This is a genomic window from Psychroflexus salis, from assembly GCF_014640175.1.
Classification (GTDB): Bacteria; Bacteroidota; Bacteroidia; order Flavobacteriales; family Flavobacteriaceae; genus Psychroflexus; species Psychroflexus salis.
Genome location: NZ_BMGL01000001.1, coordinates 125615 through 143920, shown reverse-complemented (window position 1 = coordinate 143920; position 18306 = coordinate 125615). Strand labels below are relative to the sequence as shown.

General features: G+C 34.1%; 13 protein-coding genes and 1 tRNA gene. 8 read left to right on the top strand and 6 right to left on the bottom strand.

Going from position 1 to position 18306, the window contains the following annotated elements:
- Nucleotides 1-159: 159 nt before the first annotated feature.
- Nucleotides 160-1134, bottom strand: coding sequence for a polyprenyl synthetase family protein (locus tag IEV63_RS00605; RefSeq protein WP_188404817.1), 975 nt, complete (start codon nucleotides 1132-1134; stop codon nucleotides 160-162).
- 243 nt (nucleotides 1135-1377) lie between these two features.
- Here IEV63_RS00605 and IEV63_RS00600 point away from each other — a divergent pair, with 243 nt between their 5' ends.
- The 5 genes from IEV63_RS00600 (at nucleotide 1378) to IEV63_RS00580 (ending at nucleotide 8454) form a co-directional block, all read left to right on the top strand.
- Nucleotides 1378-1977, top strand: coding sequence for a TetR/AcrR family transcriptional regulator (locus tag IEV63_RS00600; protein WP_188404816.1), 600 nt, complete (start codon nucleotides 1378-1380; stop codon nucleotides 1975-1977).
- Nucleotides 1977-3335 carry a TolC family protein gene (locus IEV63_RS00595; protein WP_188404815.1) on the top strand — a complete coding sequence of 453 codons (1359 nt, stop codon included), beginning with the start codon at nucleotides 1977-1979 and terminating at the stop codon, nucleotides 3333-3335. Before IEV63_RS00600 ends, IEV63_RS00595 begins: the two co-directional genes overlap by 1 nt.
- A gap of 8 nt (nucleotides 3336-3343) precedes the next feature.
- On the top strand, nucleotides 3344-4507 hold the full coding sequence (locus tag IEV63_RS00590) for an efflux RND transporter periplasmic adaptor subunit (RefSeq protein ID WP_188404814.1): 1164 nt from the start codon (nucleotides 3344-3346) through the stop codon (nucleotides 4505-4507).
- 65 nt (nucleotides 4508-4572) lie between these two features.
- A complete protein-coding gene (locus tag IEV63_RS00585; RefSeq protein ID WP_188404813.1) occupies nucleotides 4573-8049 on the top strand; it encodes an efflux RND transporter permease subunit in 3477 nt (1158 codons plus the stop codon).
- Between the two features lie 108 nt (nucleotides 8050-8157).
- Nucleotides 8158-8454 carry a thioredoxin family protein gene (locus tag IEV63_RS00580; protein ID WP_188404812.1) on the top strand — a complete coding sequence of 99 codons (297 nt, stop codon included), beginning with the start codon at nucleotides 8158-8160 and terminating at the stop codon, nucleotides 8452-8454.
- Here IEV63_RS00580 and IEV63_RS00575 read toward each other — a convergent pair.
- The gene (locus IEV63_RS00575; protein WP_188404811.1) at nucleotides 8451-9092 is read right to left on the bottom strand and encodes a polysaccharide deacetylase family protein; all 642 of its coding nucleotides are present in this window, start codon (nucleotides 9090-9092) and stop codon (nucleotides 8451-8453) included. The genes IEV63_RS00580 and IEV63_RS00575 overlap by 4 nt on opposite strands.
- A gap of 64 nt (nucleotides 9093-9156) precedes the next feature.
- Nucleotides 9157-12471 (bottom strand): DUF2723 domain-containing protein, encoded by a 3315-nt coding sequence (locus tag IEV63_RS00570; RefSeq protein WP_188404810.1) that lies wholly within the window; start codon nucleotides 12469-12471, stop codon nucleotides 9157-9159.
- Nucleotides 12472-12726: 255 nt separating this feature from the next.
- Here IEV63_RS00570 and IEV63_RS00565 point away from each other — a divergent pair.
- Both IEV63_RS00565 and IEV63_RS00560 read left to right on the top strand, forming a co-directional pair.
- A tRNA-Gln gene (locus IEV63_RS00565) sits at nucleotides 12727-12799 on the top strand.
- A gap of 392 nt (nucleotides 12800-13191) precedes the next feature.
- On the top strand, nucleotides 13192-13476 hold the full coding sequence (locus IEV63_RS00560) for a hypothetical protein (RefSeq protein ID WP_188404809.1): 285 nt from the start codon (nucleotides 13192-13194) through the stop codon (nucleotides 13474-13476).
- Nucleotides 13477-13516: 40 nt separating this feature from the next.
- On the opposite strand, the gene IEV63_RS00555 is transcribed toward IEV63_RS00560, so the two are convergent.
- From IEV63_RS00555 to IEV63_RS00545, 3 genes are read right to left on the bottom strand one after another with little or no spacing between them, the layout of a single operon-like run.
- On the bottom strand, nucleotides 13517-15100 hold the full coding sequence (locus IEV63_RS00555; RefSeq protein WP_188404808.1) for a S41 family peptidase: 1584 nt from the start codon (nucleotides 15098-15100) through the stop codon (nucleotides 13517-13519).
- Nucleotides 15093-15530: a deoxycytidylate deaminase gene (locus IEV63_RS00550; protein WP_188404807.1), complete on the bottom strand. Its 438-nt coding sequence runs from the start codon at nucleotides 15528-15530 to the stop codon at nucleotides 15093-15095. The genes IEV63_RS00555 and IEV63_RS00550 overlap by 8 nt, the downstream gene beginning before the upstream one ends.
- A gap of 6 nt (nucleotides 15531-15536) precedes the next feature.
- Nucleotides 15537-16118 carry a HupE/UreJ family protein gene (locus IEV63_RS00545; protein ID WP_188404806.1) on the bottom strand — a complete coding sequence of 194 codons (582 nt, stop codon included), beginning with the start codon at nucleotides 16116-16118 and terminating at the stop codon, nucleotides 15537-15539.
- Nucleotides 16119-16314: 196 nt separating this feature from the next.
- On the opposite strand from IEV63_RS00545, the gene IEV63_RS00540 reads away from it, so the two are divergent.
- Nucleotides 16315-18225, top strand: coding sequence for an endonuclease (locus IEV63_RS00540; protein ID WP_188404805.1), 1911 nt, complete (start codon nucleotides 16315-16317; stop codon nucleotides 18223-18225).
- Nucleotides 18226-18306 lie beyond the last annotated feature (81 nt).

Below are 18306 nucleotides of genomic sequence, written 5' to 3'. Positions count from 1 at the left end.
TTAAATTAAATTGCTGTGAGTGTACGAATAAAAAAACATACCAGTTGTATTTACATTAAATACCCTGCATATTTAGATATATTAAGTAAAATTGTTTGGTTTTGGGCTTTTTTTACAAAAAAGTGAAATAAAATCGATTAAACATTAAAAAAGCATCAATTAAAGCTTTCTCTTCATTAGCCAATTCCCAAACTCGGTAAATATTTTTTTGAAATCTGCTGAGATTTCAATTTTTTCTAAATTTTTAAAAGCAGATGTTGTGTATTGCTCAATAGCTTCTAGGCTTGCTTTAGCAGCTCCACTTTCTACAAAAATTTGTTTGGTGTTTTCGATTTTTGCTGTGTCATCGTCAGGATGCAGGCTATATAAGTGCCGTAGTTGTCCAGCTTCATCTGGTTTGGCTAATTCTAAGGCTTTTAAATACAAAAATGTTTTTTTGTTTTCGGCTATATCGCCGCCCACTTTTTTTCCAAAAGTTTCAGGATTTCCGAAAGCATCTAAATAATCGTCTTGCAATTGAAATGCAATGCCTAAATCCAATCCAAATTGGTAAATGAGTTGCTGGTTTTTATTATCGGCATCAGCAATCATGCTTCCCATTTGTAAAGCTGCCGCTACTAAAACAGCGGTTTTGTTTTCAATCATGTGCAAATATTCAGCAATGCTAACATTATCTCGCTCTTCAAAATCAACATCGTATTGTTGTCCTTCGCAAACTTCTTGTGCGGTTTTTGAGAATAGTTGAAGCAAGGGCTTAAATAGTTGTACATCATAATTTTCAAAATATCGATAGGCTTGAATTAGCATAGCATCGCCTGATAAAATCCCTGTATTTACATCCCATTTTTCGTGTACAGTTTCTTTGCCTCGGCGCAAGGGTGCATCATCCATAATATCATCATGGATTAAACTAAAGTTGTGAAAAGTTTCTATTGCCATTGCAGCAGGTAAGGCTTTTTTAGCATGGGCTCCAAAAGCTTCAGCCGCCATAAGCACCAAGATAGGTCGCAGTCGTTTTCCCCCTAAATGAATTATATATTCAATAGGTGCATACAATCCTTGTGGCTCTTTGGCGAAGTCTTGCGAAGCTAAATAAGCTAAAAATGCTTCTTGATATGGTGCTAATATTTTCATTAAATTCAACTTTAAAAGCAAAACAACACTTTTTTTTTTAGCTTTTTCTGAAATTAAATAGAAAATTGAAAGCTATTTTATTTTGTTGCTAAGTGTTTTGAAGTTGAATTTGGTTTTTTGTTAGACTTGTAACAAGTTGTCTACATTCTAAAAACACATCTCGCTTTTTAATTGTTAAATTTAAAATAAAACCAAGGAAACTTAAAAAGTATTAAAAGTTTCCATTTACTTTTGTCGCTTCAAATGAAAGATAAAATTGTACATAAATCGGCAGAGCTATTTTTGGAATATGGTTTCAAAAGTGTGACTATGGATTTTATAGCTTCTGAGCTTGCGGTTTCTAAAAAAACCATATACGATTATTTTAAAAACAAAGCGCATTTAGTTGAAGAAGTAGCCTTGTTTATCAGCGGCGAAATTCAACAAGAAATCGATGCTGTTATGAAGTTTAATTTTAATCCAGTTCAAGAATTATTTGAAATTAAACGTTGTGTGTTGAAGCGTCTTAAAGACGAAAAAGCATCGCCACAATTTCAAATGCTAAAATATTACCCAGAAATTTATCACAATTTACGCGAAACCCAAGTTTGTAAAATGGACGAATGTTGTAGCATAAATTTAAAACGCGGAATAACGCAAGGGTTTTATAGAAAAGATTTAAACGAAATTTTTATAACTCGACTATATATTTCGGGGATGCTTAATTTAAAAAACGAAGAATTATTTAAAAATACCGATTTAACTCCCAAACAATTGTACGAAGAATTTTTATCGTATCATTTACGCAGTATTGTAACACCAAAAGGATTAGAAACTTTAAAACAAATAGAAATAACCAAGTGATGTACAAAAAATACATAATCGTTGTAATAGTAATGACGGGATTTTTAGGTTTTTCGCAAGCAGAAAATAAAAAGTCTTATCAATTTTCATTAGAAGAAGCCATTGCTTTTGCAGTAGATAGTAGCTATAATGCTATAAATGCAAGAAAAGATGTTTTAGCAGCTATGAAACAAAAATGGGAAACCACAGCCGATGGCTTACCCCAAATTAATGCCAATGTAGATTACCAATACAATCCTGTAGTACAAGTAACACCTTTACCAGCAGAGCTTACTGGAGGCGAACCTGGAACTTTTGTGCCTGTTCAATTTTCGCCTCGGCAAAACATGAACGCCACGGCAACTTTAAATCAATTAATTTTTGATGGTTCTTATATTGTTGCTTTGCGAGCGGCAAAAACATTTTTAAGATACTCTGCTAATTTTGAAGAAAAAACACAATTGGAAGTTCGTAAAGCTGTAGTCGATGCTTATGGTAATGTTTTATTAATGGAAGAATCCATAGCTATAATAGAACGCAATTTAGCCAATGCAGAAAGCAATTTTAAAGAAACCAAAGCTGTATTTGAAAATGGCTTAGCAGAAGAAGAAGATGTTGAGCAACTAGAGATTACCCTAATTCAATTAGAAAATGAATTGCGAAACGCTCAACGCAACCACGAAATAACCAAAGAAACACTCAATTTTGTATTGGGAATTCCAATTGATATAACAGTTGAGCTAACCGATGATTTAACTAGCTTAGCTCAATTAGATTTAATGGCTGAAGATTTACTAGAAGAAGATTTAGCATTAGAGAGCAATATTGATTTTAAGATTGCTGAAAATTTAGTGCAACAGCGCGAATTAGAATGGAAGTTAGAGCAAAGTAAAGCGCTTCCTACTTTAAGTGCTTTTGCAAATTATGGGTACATTGCTTTTGGCGAAGAGTTTAACTTTTTTAACTCTCAAGCTGATTGGTTTGATTTTTCAACCGTCGGTGTAAGTTTAAATGTGCCTATTTTTAGTTCTCTGCGACGCAGTGCTAGAAGTCAGCGAGCAGAAATTGCACTAGAGCAAGCTGAAACTGAATTAACTCAATCTACCCAACAAATTAAATTAGAAACCAACCGCGCAAAATCTGATTTTAAGTACGCAACTGAAACTTATATTACCTCTCAACGTAATTTAGACTTAGCTGAACGAATTGAACATAAAAACGATGTGAAATTTAAAGAAGGTATCGCTACAAGTTTCGAATTGCGACAAGCACAGCAACAATTATACACTGCCCAAAACGAATATTTACAAGCTATGCTGAACATTATTACAGCAAAAGCCGAATTAGAAACTGTACTTAACAAACCAGTCATCAAATAAATTTAACCATGAAAAAAATTATCACACTCATAACAATGATATTGCTCTTTTCATCTTGTGGAAAGAAACAGAAATCTATCGATGATATTTTAGCTACAAAAGACGTTGAAACAATTCAAAAGAAAAAGGATGAATTGGTAAGTCAACAACAAAACTTGAACGAAAAAATTAAAAGATTAGACGATACCTTAAGGCAATTAAGTCCAGATAGAAACATCCCATTGGTAACTCAATTCGAGACAAAAGCAGAAGATTTTGTGCATTTTGTTGAATTTCAGGGTAGTGTAGAAACCAAACAAAATTTGATGATTACCCCAGAGATATCTGGTTTTTTAGAAAATGTATTGGTTAAGGAGGGAGATGAGGTTACTAAAGGCCAATTATTAGCAAAAATTGATGACTCTGGTTTAGCTCAACAGTTAATGCAATTAAAGATACAACGAGACTTAGCCAAAACAACCTTTGAGCGTCAGCAGCGTTTGTGGAAGCAAAATATTGGTAGCGAAATGGAATATTTGAATGCAAAATCCAGCTACGAATCCTTGGTTCAAAACGTTTCTCAAATAGAAAAACAATTAAATAAAACAGCAATCAGAGCGCCTTTTGAAGGTATTGTTGATAATATCATTACCGAAGAAGGTAACGTGGTTAGCGCAGGAATGACTTCAATTTTGAGACTAATCAACTTAAATGATATGTACATTGCTGTAGATATTCCTGAAAAATACCTGCAGAACATTTCGACTGGCAAAAAAGCTGAAATTTATTTACCCGTTTTAGGAAAAACAGCCAATTCTAGTATTAGACAAACAGGGAATTATATCAATCCTGCCAATAGAACATATAGAATAGAAGTTGAAGTTCCAAATCCAGAAAATGACATCAAACCTAATATAACGGCAAGAGTAAAAATAAACGATTATAATAACGAAAATGCCATTTTGATTCCGCAAAGTATCATTTCTGAAAATGCAGAAGGAGAACAATATGTGTATGTAATTCAGAATAATGATAATAATAAGGCTAAGGTTAAACAAGTCATTGTAGAAACTGGTAAAACACAAGGCGATTATATAGAAATCATTGAAGGATTAAATCCTGAAATGAAACTTGTAAGAGAAGGAGCAAGAAGTGTAAAAGATGGGCAAACCGTAAAGGTTGATAACAATTAATAAAAGTCATCTTTTATATAAATTGAACATACATTACAACAGGTTAACTACTACAACTATCACTGATGAATAAAAATACAGAAAAAGAATTTGCACTATCATCTTGGGCTATAAGCAATAAAAGAACGATGTATGTAGCCATCATCTTAATTTTATTCTTGGGAGGATCAGCCTATTTTTCTATGCCAAGAGAGAGTTTTCCAGAGATAAAAGAAACAAAAATATATGTAAGTTCTTTATTTCCAGGAAACACTGCAGAAGATATAGAAAAACTGATTACAGACCCGCTGGAAGATAAATTGAAAAATGTAAGTGGTGTAGTAGAAATTGTCTCTACATCGCAAGAAGATTACTCTATGGTTACCGTTGAGTTTGAAGATGATATATCTGTAGAGTCGGCAAAACAAAAGGTAAAAGATGAAATTGATAGTGAAACATCAAGTGAAGACTGGCCTACATTTAATGGCGCAAAAGTAGAGCCTAATGTTTTCGAATTGAGTATATCTGAAGAAATACCAATATTAAACATTAACATATCTGGAGATTACCCAGTTGAAAAGCTTAAAGAATTTGCTGAATATCTTGAAGATGAGATTGAAGACTTAGCTGAAATTAAAAAAGTAGATATTCGTGGAGCGCAAGAAAAAGAAGTTGAAGTAGCGGTAGATATTTACAAAATGATGGCTGCAAAAGTCAATTTTGATGATGTTTCAAATGCCATTCAAAGAGGAAATACCACTATGTCTGCGGGTAATCTCAAAACCAGTGGTCAACGCCGAACCATTAGAATTATCGGTGAAATAGAAAATCCTGAAGAACTTGAAAATTTCGTTGTTAAGTCTGAAAATGACAGCCCGATTTACTTAAAAGACATAGCAGAAGTTTACTTTAAACCGGAAGATAAAACCACTTACGCTAGAGAATACAACTCAGAAACAGGAAAGGGCGAAACCGTTGTGATGCTTGATGTTAAAAAACGTTCAGGTAAGAATATGGTGGAAGCTGCAGAAAAGATTGAAGTGATTGTAAAAAATGCAAAGGCTAATGTTTTTCCGCCAAACCTTAGTGTAACAACAACCAACGACCAATCTTCAAAAACTATCGGTCAGGTAGAAGATTTAGTAAATAACATCATCTTCGGTATCATCTTAGTCATTACCGTTTTAATGTTCTTCTTAGGATTCAAAAACGCTTTATTTGTTGGTTTTGCTATTCCGATGTCTATGTTTTTATCACTTACTATTTTGAGTGCCTTGGGTTATACCATGAATACGATGATTCTTTTTGGACTCATTATGGGTCTCGGAATGTTGGTAGATAATGGTATTGTTGTGGTTGAAAATGTATACAGACTCATGGAGGAAGAAGGCTTGAGTAGGGTAGAAGCTGCTAAAAAAGGAATTGGCGAAATTGCATTCCCGATTATCATTTCAACTGCTACAACGGTTGCTGCATTTATTCCACTTGGTTTGTGGCCAGGACTTATGGGTCAATTTATGATTTATTTTCCAATCACTTTATCGGTAGTTTTAGGTTCTTCATTGGTAGTTGCTATTTTCTTTAACTCTGTTTTGGTCTCGCAATACATGACGGTTGAAGACCGAGAATTACCATTTAAGAAAATCATCAGAATTACTATTATTTTTGTAAGCATAGGTTTGCTAATTGCGTTTTTTGGAGGCAAATATAATGGCTTAGGAACCCTAATGATTATAACCGCAATTCTTATTTGGGTTTATCGATTATTTTTAAGATCTGCTAGTTTAAATTTTCAAACGAAGGTCTTAACCAGATTTGAAGATTTTTACGAAAAAACATTAACTAAATCGCTCAAGGGTTGGAAACCAGCATTAATTTCTATTGGAAGTTTTGTGCTATTTATTGCTTCAATTGGTGGTTTTGGTTATTCTGTAGATCAGAAGCGAACTAAAATTGAATTTTTTCCTGATAACAAGCCCAATCAAATTATAGTATATATTGAATATCCAGAAGGTACCGCTATTAAAAAAACCAATGCGATAACAAAAGAAATAGAAAAGAAATTTTTCGAAATTCTTTATGATAGCGAATACATTGAAAAGGGTAAAAACTTTATGGTAGAAAGTGCAGTTTCTCAAGTTGGAGAAGGTGCAGGAAATCCACAAACGGATGGTGGTTCAGCTGCAGAAATGCCACACAAAGGGAAGATTACCGCTTCCATGCGAGAATACAAATTTAGAAACGGTAAAGACAGTGAGCTTTTAAGACAAGAAGTGCAAGAGAGTTTAAGCGGTGTTTATCCAGGTGTGTTGGTTTCTGTTGAAAAAGATGCTAACGGTCCACCCGTTGGACCACCAATCAATATTGAAATTGAAGGAAAAGACTACAACGAGCTCATCAATCTAGCCGAACGCATGCGGGCATTTATAAATTCTAAGAATATTTCAGCCATAGATGAATTAAAAATTGATGTTAACAAAGGCAAGCCTGGCATGCAGGTGATTGTTGATCGAAAAAAAGCTGGTGAATTAGGCGTGAGTACCGGTCAGGTTGGTTCACAATTAAGAAATTCACTTTTTGGTGTAAAAGCTGGTGTTTATAAAGAAGATGGAGATGATTATGACATTTATGTTCGATTCAATGAAGATTTAAGATACGATAAAAGTGCTTTATTTAATCAGAATATTATTTTTAGAGATATGTCTTCTGGTTTAGTGAAAGAAATACCTGTTTCTACTGTGGCTAAGCAAAGAAATAATTCGAGTTTTAGTGCAATAAAACATAAAGATGGTAAACGAGTGGTAACTGTTTATTCAGCCTTGGCTCCTGGCTTTGTTGATGCGGGTGCAGCGGTTGAGCAAATCAAGAACGAAATGAAAAATTTCGATAATATGCCATCTGATGTTAAAATTGATTACACAGGACAAATTGAAGAACAAAATAAAGAACAAGCTTTCTTGATGAAAGCCTTTTTCTCTGGTTTATTTTTAATTTTCTTAATCTTAATATTCCAGTTTAATTCCATATCTAAACCTACTATTATCATGATTGCTATTTTCTTGAGTTTGATAGGGGTTTTTGGTGGAATAGTAATTACTGGAGCTTCGTTTGTTATTTTAATGACCATGATGGGTATTATTTCCCTAGCTGGTATTGTGGTAAATAATGGCGTTGTTCTTTTAGATTATGCACAACTTCTTATAGATCGTAAAAAGAAAGAATTAGGCTTAGGCGAAGATGAAAACTTATCTAAAGCAGATCTTTTAGAACAAACGATAAAAGCAGGTAAAGCGCGTTTACGTCCGGTTTTATTAACAGCAATTACAACCATTTTAGGATTAATACCATTAGCTATAGGGCTTAATATTAATTTCTTTACGCTACTAAGCGATCTTGATCCAAATATTTATTTTGGTGGAGATAATGTGATATTTTGGGGGCCTTTAGCTTGGACCGTAATCTATGGTCTCTTCATTGCGACTTTCTTAACATTGATTGTTGTGCCAGTTATGTTTTATTTGAGTAAAAGTTTAAAATTCAGATTAAATAAGGTAGAAGTATAAAAGACTTGATTTTTTAAATAGTTTTTATTCTAAGGAATTAATAAATTTTTTAAAAAATGCTAAATTATCTGGTAAAATGCTTACTTTTAATAAACTAAATCTAGGGTTATGTCAAAATTTGGAGAATTAATTGATTTAGAAATTCCTGTATTACTGAATTTTTATACTGAATGGGATGAACAATGTAAAAGCATGCAGCCTGTTTTAAAAGATGTAGCTGCTGCATTAGGAGATCATGCAAAAGTTATTAAAATAAATATCGATAAAAACCAAGAGTTAGCTGAAGCACTACGGGTAAAAATTTTACCTACACATGTAGTTTATAAAAACGGTGAAATGGTTTGGCGAAAGTCTGGTTTAATCGATGCTAACACCTTGGTTGTAAAAATACAATCCTTAGTTTAAATAGCTTTAAATTGGTATCCTAGCTTGCTAAAATGAGCTAAGTATTTAGGTAAGATATACTGTAAATTTCGATAGGCTTTTTCACTATCATGAAACACAACAATACTTCCACTAGAAGTAGCTAATATGCTTTTTTCTAGTAGTTCTTTAGGGTTTAGGTGTTTTGCATAATCTTTTGTAAGCACGTCCCACATAATAATTTTAATTTTTTTTTGAAGCAAGAAGCTAGCTTGTTTAGTTGTTATTTTGCCATATGGAGGCCTAAAAAGTTTAGTTTCGAAATCTTGCTTTTCAAATTCTTTTTGAGCAAGTTCAAAATCTTCAATGTATTTATTAAATCCTATTTTCCATCCACTTACATGATGTTGAGTATGGTTGCCAAGCGAGTGCCCAGCTGCAATAACTTGTTGAGCAATTTTTGAATGTTTTTGCAAATTTTCGCCAATACAAAAAAAGCTTGCCTGCGCATTATACTTTTGTAAAGTTGCTAAAACCCAAGGCGTTATTTTTGGGATGGGGCCATCATCAAAAGTAAGATAAATTGTTTTTTCTTTTTGCTTTGTTGTTTCAAAACTCCAAATACGCTTAGGATATAACTGTTTCAACCATAAAGGGGTTTGATGTGGAACAATTTCCATTGTATTTTAAATTTTAAAAGTTCTATTAAGCAAGAATTATGTAACTCTCTACAATCGCATTAATTTAGGGTTGCAATAATTCATCTAGATCCGTATTGCTTTCAATAGAATCTACTTCGTTTTTATCGGGTTCATCTGCTTCAATTTCATCTAAAAGATCTTGGTTTACATCTTGTTCTTTGCCTTCATAAAAATGCGAAAACATTTGGATATATTCATTAAACTCTAAGGCCTTTTCTTCAGCAATTTCTTTGTCTTCAAACAAAATAACAAGGTCTACAAAAGCTCGGTAACGCTCAATTTCAGTAATAATATCTTCAATATAATAATACTGTCTCTGGATTTCTAAACTTGAAAAATAAGTTAGTTTTTCCTTGTGTTTTGTGGTTACCTGATTCCAGTATTTGCGCGCTTTTTCGTTTTCACCAATTTTAAAATATCCAGAAACAAAAGGTTCGGTTAAGGTGTAGAAGCCAAACTTATCGATCGGCATTTTTTCCATCGCTAAATCCATTAAGACTTTAGCTCTCTTTTCGTCTTTTTGTTGCAGTAATTTCTCAACTACACGAGCAATGTTACTTCTGTAGGTAATTGAATTTTTACGTGTTTCTGGATCGTGATAAATACCTTCACTGCCACTATTTCCCCAGTACCAATTGGTCATAATCTCGTAGTTTTTATCTACGTCTACACGACCCATATCAAAAGGTATTCTTGGGTTTATAGGAGTTTTAATGGGTACTAGTTGGTATACTACACCATCCATTTGCAAGTAATCTTTTAACCATAAATAATCGTCGTCTCCAAAACTTCCACCTGTAAAAGCGATAGGTCTCTCCCAATTATTGTTAGCTAATAAATCTAGCATTAATAAACGATGTTTAGATAATTGATTGGTATTTATTTCTAGGTACAATTCGTCTTCAATTAAGTCTGCGTCTTCTTGTTTTACAATGCCATTTTTAAGTACATTTTCTTTATTTACTGGAACACGAACATGCCGTGTAGGAAAGGTGTTAATTACTTCTCCATTTTGCAATTCTGCTCGAGTAGTTCGGTTGTCACTTTTTATATACTTCATAAACTGCATTATGTCTAAAGTATCTGCCAAGCGATCATCTTTGTTGTACAAAACAGCATCATTGGTGCCGTAGCGATAATCTTCGTGCTTTAATAAAGTTTTTATAGGTTCACTTTCGTAGGATTTTCTTCGCATTTGGTCAATGTACCAATCTGTAGCAAAAAGGCTTGTGTTAATGGTACGCACATCTGTTCGGTAACCTTCAATTTCTTGGGCATACCATAAGGCAAAGGTGTCGTTATCGCCAATGGTAAATAAGATGGCGTTTTCATCTACCGAATCTAAATATTTTTTGGCCATAGCCAAAGCAGTGTATCGGTTAGAACGATCATGATCGTCCCAATTTTGACTAGCCATTAAGAAGGGGACACCAATTAAACAGGCAACCAACACAACCGGAGCAGCAACCTTAGGAGAAAGGTATTTTTTTATTGCATCGAATAAGCCATAAACACCAATTCCAATCCATATTGCGAAAACATAAAATGAACCTACAACTGCGTAATCGCGTTCTCTTGGTTCGAAAGGGCGTTCGTTGAGGTAAATTTTAAGTGCTATGCTTGTAAATAGAAAAAGTACGGTTAATACCCAAAAGCTTTTTTGGTCTTTTGCCAAATGAAAAAAGATGCCAATTAATCCTAAAATTAAAGGTAAGAAGTAGTAAGTGTTTCTTGCTGGATTGGTTAGCGCATCTGTAGTAAGTTGACTTTGGTTACCAAGTCGCATTTCATCTATAAATGGAATTCCACTAATCCAATTTCCGTTTAAATCATTTTTTTTACCCTGTATGTCGTCTTGTTTTCCAACAAAATTCCACATAAAATATCGCCAATACATGTAACCCATCTGAAAATCCAGCATAAAGGTGATATTATCTATATAATCTGGTTTTTCTACATCAATATAGGGTTCTAATTCGGATAAGTATTGAACATACTCCGATGTTTCTACTTCGCCATTTTCAAAGCGCAGCTTTAAATCGTTTACCATGGCAACTAATTCTTGTTCTCCACGGTACTCGGGTTTTATGTTTACTTGTAAAGGCCCCGTATACGAAAGGTAATTCTCGGTGTGATCCCACGACCACATTCTAGGTAAGAAAGTTTTGTGCTTGCCACTAAAATTTTGTTTAACTCCTTCAAATTTATTTACTATTTTGTAAGCTCCAGCTTCTTCATCTTTTTCCCATTTAGGCTTATCGTCAATATAAGGTTCAGCTTCATCTAAAGCTGCAAAGCGAGCAGTAAATTGTGGACCGTAAAACAATTTAGTTTCAGGATATTGCTCACGGTTATAATAGGCTAATAATTCTCTAGCGTTATTCGGATTATTTTCATTAATAACTGTACCTGCATTGGCACGAATCGGTAACATAATCCAACTAGAAAAGCCAATTAAAATAAAAAGTATACACAGAACAAGAGTATTGAGTTGGTAGTATTTTTTAGTTCTGGTAAACTTCAATAAGAAAACAAATAATGCTAAAATTACAATTCCAGCAAAAATAGTACCTGAGTTGAAAGGAAGTCCGAGACTATTTACAAAAAAGACTTCTGCTTCTGCAAAAAAGGTCATGGTGTAAGGAAGCAATAATTTAAAGATAAACATCAGTACGCCAACCACTACTAAATTGGAGATAATGAAGTTTTTAACAGTTATTTTCTGTGTGTTTTTAAAGTAATATAAAAATCCGATAGCTGGAATTGTAAGCAAACCCATAAAGTGAACACCGAAAGATAAACCTACTAAAAAGGCAATTAAAATTACCCAACGATGACCACGCGGCTTATGCATATCGCGTTCCCATAACAAGCCTAAATAAAACATAGCTGCCATAATACAAGCTGCCATAGCATATACTTCTGCTTCTACTGCCGAAAACCAAAAACTATCGGTAAAGGTAAAGGCTAGGGCACCCACCAAACTACTAGATAAAACAGCAATTTGTGTAGGTTTTGAAGCAGTATTAAAGTTAGGAATAATTTTACGAAGCAATAAGGTAATTGACCAAAACAAAAACATAATGGCAAAGGCGCTCGAAAAAACCGACATTAAATTTACCATTAAAGCGATCTGGTCTGTGCCTGAAGCAAAAATAGAAAAGAATGCTCCAAATAATTGATACAAGGGCGCTCCAGGCGGATGTCCTACTTGTAATTTTGACGATGTTGCGATGTATTCGCCAGCATCCCAAAAACTAGCAGTTGGCTCAACAGTTAACCAATAGGTGATTAAGGCTATAAAAAATACTAACCAACCTAATAGAAGGTTTAATTGCTTAAAATTCAAATTTGGCATTCTCTTTTATTTAAGAAAGCGAAAATAAGGATTATATTGTAATTGAAGCCCGATTTTTTTTGTGCGATAAAAGCAAATCTGATTCTATAAAAAAGCAAAAGTTTCTTTTAAAGTTAGTTTAAGGAGCTCATATTTAGTCAATAAGCTTTTAAACTTTTCTTTATATGCGTAAAAGCAAAAAACTTGATAAAAATTAATGAGTATTGTTTTGTAGTGAAGAAAGTATGTTATAAATTTGCACCCGCAATAGCAAATTGGCCTATGGTGTAACTGGCAACACGTCTGGTTTTGGTCCAGAAGAGTCTAGGTTCGAGCCCTAGTAGGCCAACAAAACTGCAAAGTCCGAATTCTTAATTTGAGTTCGGATTTTTTTATTGAAGAATTTGTAGGGCGAGAAGTTTATGCTGAGCTTGCCGAAGTAAGCCCTAGTAGGCCAACAAAACTGCAAAGTCCGAATTCTTAATTTGAGTTCGGATTTTTTGTTCTCGATAAGATTCCCTGAACTTTTTGGAAGTTCAGGGAATCACTCGAACTGACAGTTTTCAAATTAAAATTGTTTAGGGCAACTTTCCTTCGGTAGGCAGTGATGTTTATGCTGAGCTTGCTTGTTATAAGCCTGTTGTAAAGGCCTGAAGTACATTTAAGATTTATTTTATTATATAATGTGTAACAAATTTATCTTTTGTTAAACTCATGGTGTTATGTATTGAACTAAACGCTATGAAAATCAAATCTTTTTTAAAATTGCTAATAGGTGTAATCCTACTTCTATTTATTCCATTAATTGGAATGCAACTATCAAACGAAGTAAACTGGTCGCTTTTCGACTTTATTGTGGCCGCTTTTTTACTCCTTATTTCAGGGTCTCTTATATGGTTAATTATCAATAAAGCAAAAACTAAAAAAACGAAATTTCTTTTTGTTGGATTCGTATTGTTTTTGTTAATTATTGTTTGGGCAGAGCTGGCTGTGGGTCTTTTTGGAAATCCTTTTGCGGGGAGTTAACTTAGCTTTTTTTAGTAAAAAAACATAAAACACCAATAAACTATTTTTCTATATGCTTTTGCACGGCATCAATCATTGCATCCGATTGCGTTAAGATTCTGTAAGCTTCTTCTTCACTAAAAAGCTGTTTAGCAATACTCGCTTTTAAAAAACGCTTCAGCTTAGTTTGGTGGGTTTCAAAATTATAGTTAAAAGCTAATTCATTTAAGTATTCCGTATAATTAAGAAGCATTTCATTCGGAATTTCAAAATCTTTAAAATCTTCTTCCGATAATTGATTGTAATAGCTTCTGTTTTTATCCAATTCATCGAAAACAAATCGATCAATTACACCACCTTTTAGCATATAGTCTAAATCTTCGTCTAAATCAGCTAAGTTTTTAGGCACAAAAATATCGGGTACAATTCCACCGCCACCATAAACAATTCTCCCTCCTGGGGTGGTATATTGTAGGCTATCGTTAACGCTAATACTATCTTTTTCAATTAATTCGCCATTTTCAAAACGATTATGATAATCGTTAAAATAAGCTTTATTTCCATTTTTATATGGGCGTTGTATACTGCGGCCGGTTGGCGTATAATACCTAGAAACCGTTAAGCGTACTGCGCTACCATCGGCTAATTTCATTTCTCGTTGTACTAAACCTTTTCCGTAGGAGCGACGGCCTACAATATAACCTCGATCATTATCTTGAAGTGCACCTGCAACAATCTCGCTTGCAGAAGCAGAATTTTCGTTAATTAACACATACACATCGCCATTTAAAAAACTCGATTTGCGGCTAGCAAAATTTTCTTTGGTTTTACCTGAACGATTTTTGGTGAATAAAATAGGAGTTTCGTTGGGTAAAAACTCATCTGCAATAGCTATGGCTTCCTTTAAAAATCCACCGCCATTATCTCTCAAATCTAAGATAAGTTTACGTACACCTTGTTGTTTTAGCGCATTCAGTTTTTCAATAAACTCTTGGTAAGTAGTTTCAGCAAAGCGATTAATTTTAATGTAGCCTAATTCTTCATTTAAAGCGATACCCGCATTTACACTTTTTATGGGAATTCGGTTACGAGCTATTGAAAATTCGATTAAACTATCGTAGCCTTTTCGTTTTACTGCAATATGTACAACCGAATTCATTTCTCCTTTTAAAATTTTGGTAATGGAATCGTTACTAAGATTCTGGTCGTGTAGTTGAATGTTATTAGCATATAAAATTCGGTCTCCGGGTAAAACACCTACTTTTTTTGCTGGTCCGTCGGGTAAACTTTGAATAACAGCAATACTGTCTTCAATTTTAAAAAAACTTATACCAATACCTACAATTTCGCCCTGCAAGTTTTCTTTTACGCGTAGGTATTCTTCCTTAGGAATGTAGGTAGAATGCGGGTCTAAATTGTCCAGCATTTGGTCTACCATAGTAGAAACAATACTATCGGTATTCACTTCATCTACATAATCGTTTTCAATATAATTAAGCAGTTGATTTATTTTTAATTGATTGGTGTTATTGCTTGTAAAGCGTGAAGGATTACCATTAACCATAACATTAATTACCAAACCAATAGCAATAGAAGTACCTACAATAAGCGGCAAATATTTTTTATGATAATGCTTTTTACTCATGATGTATTGCTGAAATATGACTTAGGTCTACCCCTGCTTTTTCTAAAAAAACCAACCCGCTATCGTCCTTGTATTTTTTTTGAAAAACAACTCTTGTAATTCCTGCCTGATGTATTAGTTTGCTGCAGTCCTTGCAAGGTGAAAGCGTAATGTACAAAGTAGCACCTTTACAAGATTGTGTAGAAGCCGCTACTTTTAAAATGGCATTAGCTTCTGCATGAAGAACATACCATTTGGTAATTCCTTCTTCATCTTCGCAATTGTTTTCAAATCCGCTGGGTGTACCATTGTAACCATCAGAGATAATCATGCGGTCTTTTACAATAATTGCGCCTACTTGTTTACGCTCGCAATGCGAGAGTTTTCCCCACTCGTTTGCCATGCGCAAATAAGCCTTATCGAATTTTAATTGTTTATTTTTAGTTTTCATTGTAGGTTACCAAAGCCAGTTTTCTTTTAAAATAGGTAGTGTTAAACCTATAATTAAAGCTGAAATTACTAATATCCAGTCGCGTTTAGCGAAGTTAAAGATGTTTTGAAAAATAGAAGCCAGTATTAACACAACCGCAACAACAAGTAATTGAGCTACTTCAATACCCAATGCAAATTCTACCAATAATAAACTTATATGGTCTGCGCTTTCAGAAATCATTTTAAAATAGGTCGAAAACCCAAAGCCGTGTATTAAACCAAAAAACAAGGTAATAAAATACAGTAAATTTACCTTAGAAGCATTCGGTTTACCCGCTGTAAAAATATTATATAAAGCAGCAACAAATATAGAAACGGGAATTAAAAACTCAACGATACCCGTATCTACGCTTACTACATTATAAGCTGCTAAAGCTAAAGAAAGCATATGGCCAATGGTAAAAATACTTGCCAACCAAAAAACTCGCTTCCATGAAGAAAAGGTGTAAGATGCTACCAAAGCGGTTAAATACAAAACATGGTCGTAAGCATTCCAATCTAATACATGGGTAAGCCCCAATTTAAAATACAGCCAAAATTCTTCCATAGTTTTCTTTTGTTAAGGGATTTAAAAGATTTTCAAAGGTGCAAAAAACTTAATTAAGTTGAAATTTTTAGATTGCAAAATTTCCATTCTTCAATTTCAGCTTCATATTTCAGCTTTTAAACTTAATATAATCCTTACTTTTGCAAAGGCTTTAGCCAACGCAAACACAGCTAAAACCTATTAAATTTTTATTTTCATGAAATATTATTACTCTTTTTTTCTAAGTTTTTTCATTTTGCTTACCGCTTATGCACAAGCACCGCAAGCTTATTATGATGCAGCTAATGGACTTACTGGATTTGAATTGAAAACTGCCTTAAATCAAATTATAGACGATATAGACGATGCTAATGGATTTCCATTTCATCAAGACCAAGGTTACGACGCTTTATACGATGCTTATGCCAATCCCAATAGTGGAGATACAGACGATTACTACGAAAACGATGGTACGGTTTTAGATATGTATTCAGAAAAACCAAATACCACCGATGCTTATAATTACAATCACTTTCAAAACCAATGTGGCAATTACAATGGCGAAGGCATTTGTTACAACCGCGAACATTTAGTACCACAATCTACTTTTAACAGTGCATCGCCAATGAAAAACGATTATTTTCATGTAGTTCCATCCGATGGATCTGTAAATGGCGCTCGTGGTAGTTTTCCATTTGGTGAAGTAGGCAATAATCCCGATTATACATCTACCAACGGGTCTAAACGCGGTAACAATACCTTTCCGGGATACAGTGGAGTTGTTTTTGAACCCATAGACGAGTTTAAAGGCGATATTGCCCGTTCAGTTTTATATTTCGCTATTCGGTATGAACAAGAATTTAATTCGAGTTGGGATGCTAACGAAGTTTTAACTGCTAACGACGAGCTGCAATTTTATGTACAATGGTATATAGATTTACTAATTAGCTGGCACTTGCAAGACCCCGTTTCGCAACGTGAAATCGACCGAAATAACAACGGATATTTATTTCAAGGTAACCGAAACCCTTTAATTGATAATCCTGCGTATGTACAGCAAATTTGGGATCCACAACCTGATACCACGGCACCAACTGCGCCCGCCAACTTAAGCGCATCGAACATTACCAACAACAGTGTCCAACTTTCTTGGGATGCTTCAACCGATAATGAAGTTTTAGATCGGTATGAAGTTTTGCAAGATGGCCAAAGCATAGCCAATTTAAGCGAATCGACATTAACCTATACGGTTACTGGTTTAACTTCAGAAACCATTTACAGCTTTCAAATAATTGCTGTCGATGCCACGGGTAATATTTCTCAGCCCAGCAATAGTATAGAAGTTGAAACCCTAACCGGTCCTGAACTTGTGCTTTTCGAAAACTTTGATGATTGCGATAACGTAGATTCGTTTTTCACAGTTAGTGAAGTTAGCGATTTAGATTGGAACTGCATAGACAACAATGGCTTTAACAATACAGGTGCCTACCAAATGAATGCTTTTAGCGGTGGTCAAGTACCGAGTTTAGATTGGTTAATTACCAGCAATCCCATCGATTTTAATGCCTATGCTAGTTTGCAACTCAGTTTTTACGCCGAAGCTACTTTTGGAAACACACCGCTTCGCGTGGTTTATTCTACCGATTACGATGGAGGCAATAGTCCTTCTAATTTTACTTGGACAAGCATTCCTAATTTTACTGCTCCTACGCATCCCGATGGAAGTAATAATGAAGTAGAATTTTTCTTTGACGAAATAGATATCAGCGCTATTTCGGGTACTGCCTACATTGCATTTAAATACGATACTACTTTCGGTGAAGAAGCAACCCGTTGGACGGTAGATGAATTTCTATTACAAGCCACCACGCTTTCTAATTCGATTTTTGAAGCTATACCTATTGAAATGTACCCAAACCCAGTTCGTAAAGGCAGTAGTTTTTTTGTTGAAACCCAACTAGCCATAAATAAAATCCAGATATTTACCATCAACGGAAGCTTAAAAAAAGAGTTGCATCCAAAAGAAAACTTAACTCAAGTTTTTGTTGAAGATTTTTCTCGCGGAATTTATTTAATAAAACTCCTTACTGATGAAACTTCTGTGGTTAAAAAATTGATTGTCCATTAATTGGTTAATTTAGAAATGTACTGTGAAAATTTGATAATTTGCTAATTTAAAAATGTCCTTATGGATTAATGTGTTGATGAA

What these genes read in the sequence shown, in the direction of transcription:
- IEV63_RS00545 (WP_188404806.1), bottom strand. Translation starts at nt 16,118, where the DNA reads ATGGAAGAATTTTGGCTGTATTTTAAATTGGGGCTTACCCATGTATTA.
- IEV63_RS00605 (WP_188404817.1), bottom strand. Translation starts at nt 1,134, where the DNA reads ATGAAAATATTAGCACCATATCAAGAAGCATTTTTAGCTTATTTAGCT.
- IEV63_RS00575 (WP_188404811.1), bottom strand. Translation starts at nt 9,092, where the DNA reads ATGGAAATTGTTCCACATCAAACCCCTTTATGGTTGAAACAGTTATAT.
- IEV63_RS00570 (WP_188404810.1), bottom strand. Translation starts at nt 12,471, where the DNA reads ATGCCAAATTTGAATTTTAAGCAATTAAACCTTCTATTAGGTTGGTTA.
- IEV63_RS00590 (WP_188404814.1), top strand. Translation starts at nt 3,344, where the DNA reads ATGAAAAAAATTATCACACTCATAACAATGATATTGCTCTTTTCATCT.
- IEV63_RS00550 (WP_188404807.1), bottom strand. Translation starts at nt 15,530, where the DNA reads ATGAAAACTAAAAATAAACAATTAAAATTCGATAAGGCTTATTTGCGC.
- IEV63_RS00595 (WP_188404815.1), top strand. Translation starts at nt 1,977, where the DNA reads ATGTACAAAAAATACATAATCGTTGTAATAGTAATGACGGGATTTTTA.
- IEV63_RS00560 (WP_188404809.1), top strand. Translation starts at nt 13,192, where the DNA reads ATGAAAATCAAATCTTTTTTAAAATTGCTAATAGGTGTAATCCTACTT.
- IEV63_RS00600 (WP_188404816.1), top strand. Translation starts at nt 1,378, where the DNA reads ATGAAAGATAAAATTGTACATAAATCGGCAGAGCTATTTTTGGAATAT.
- IEV63_RS00585 (WP_188404813.1), top strand. Translation starts at nt 4,573, where the DNA reads ATGAATAAAAATACAGAAAAAGAATTTGCACTATCATCTTGGGCTATA.
- IEV63_RS00580 (WP_188404812.1), top strand. Translation starts at nt 8,158, where the DNA reads ATGTCAAAATTTGGAGAATTAATTGATTTAGAAATTCCTGTATTACTG.
- IEV63_RS00555 (WP_188404808.1), bottom strand. Translation starts at nt 15,100, where the DNA reads ATGAGTAAAAAGCATTATCATAAAAAATATTTGCCGCTTATTGTAGGT.
- IEV63_RS00540 (WP_188404805.1), top strand. Translation starts at nt 16,315, where the DNA reads ATGAAATATTATTACTCTTTTTTTCTAAGTTTTTTCATTTTGCTTACC.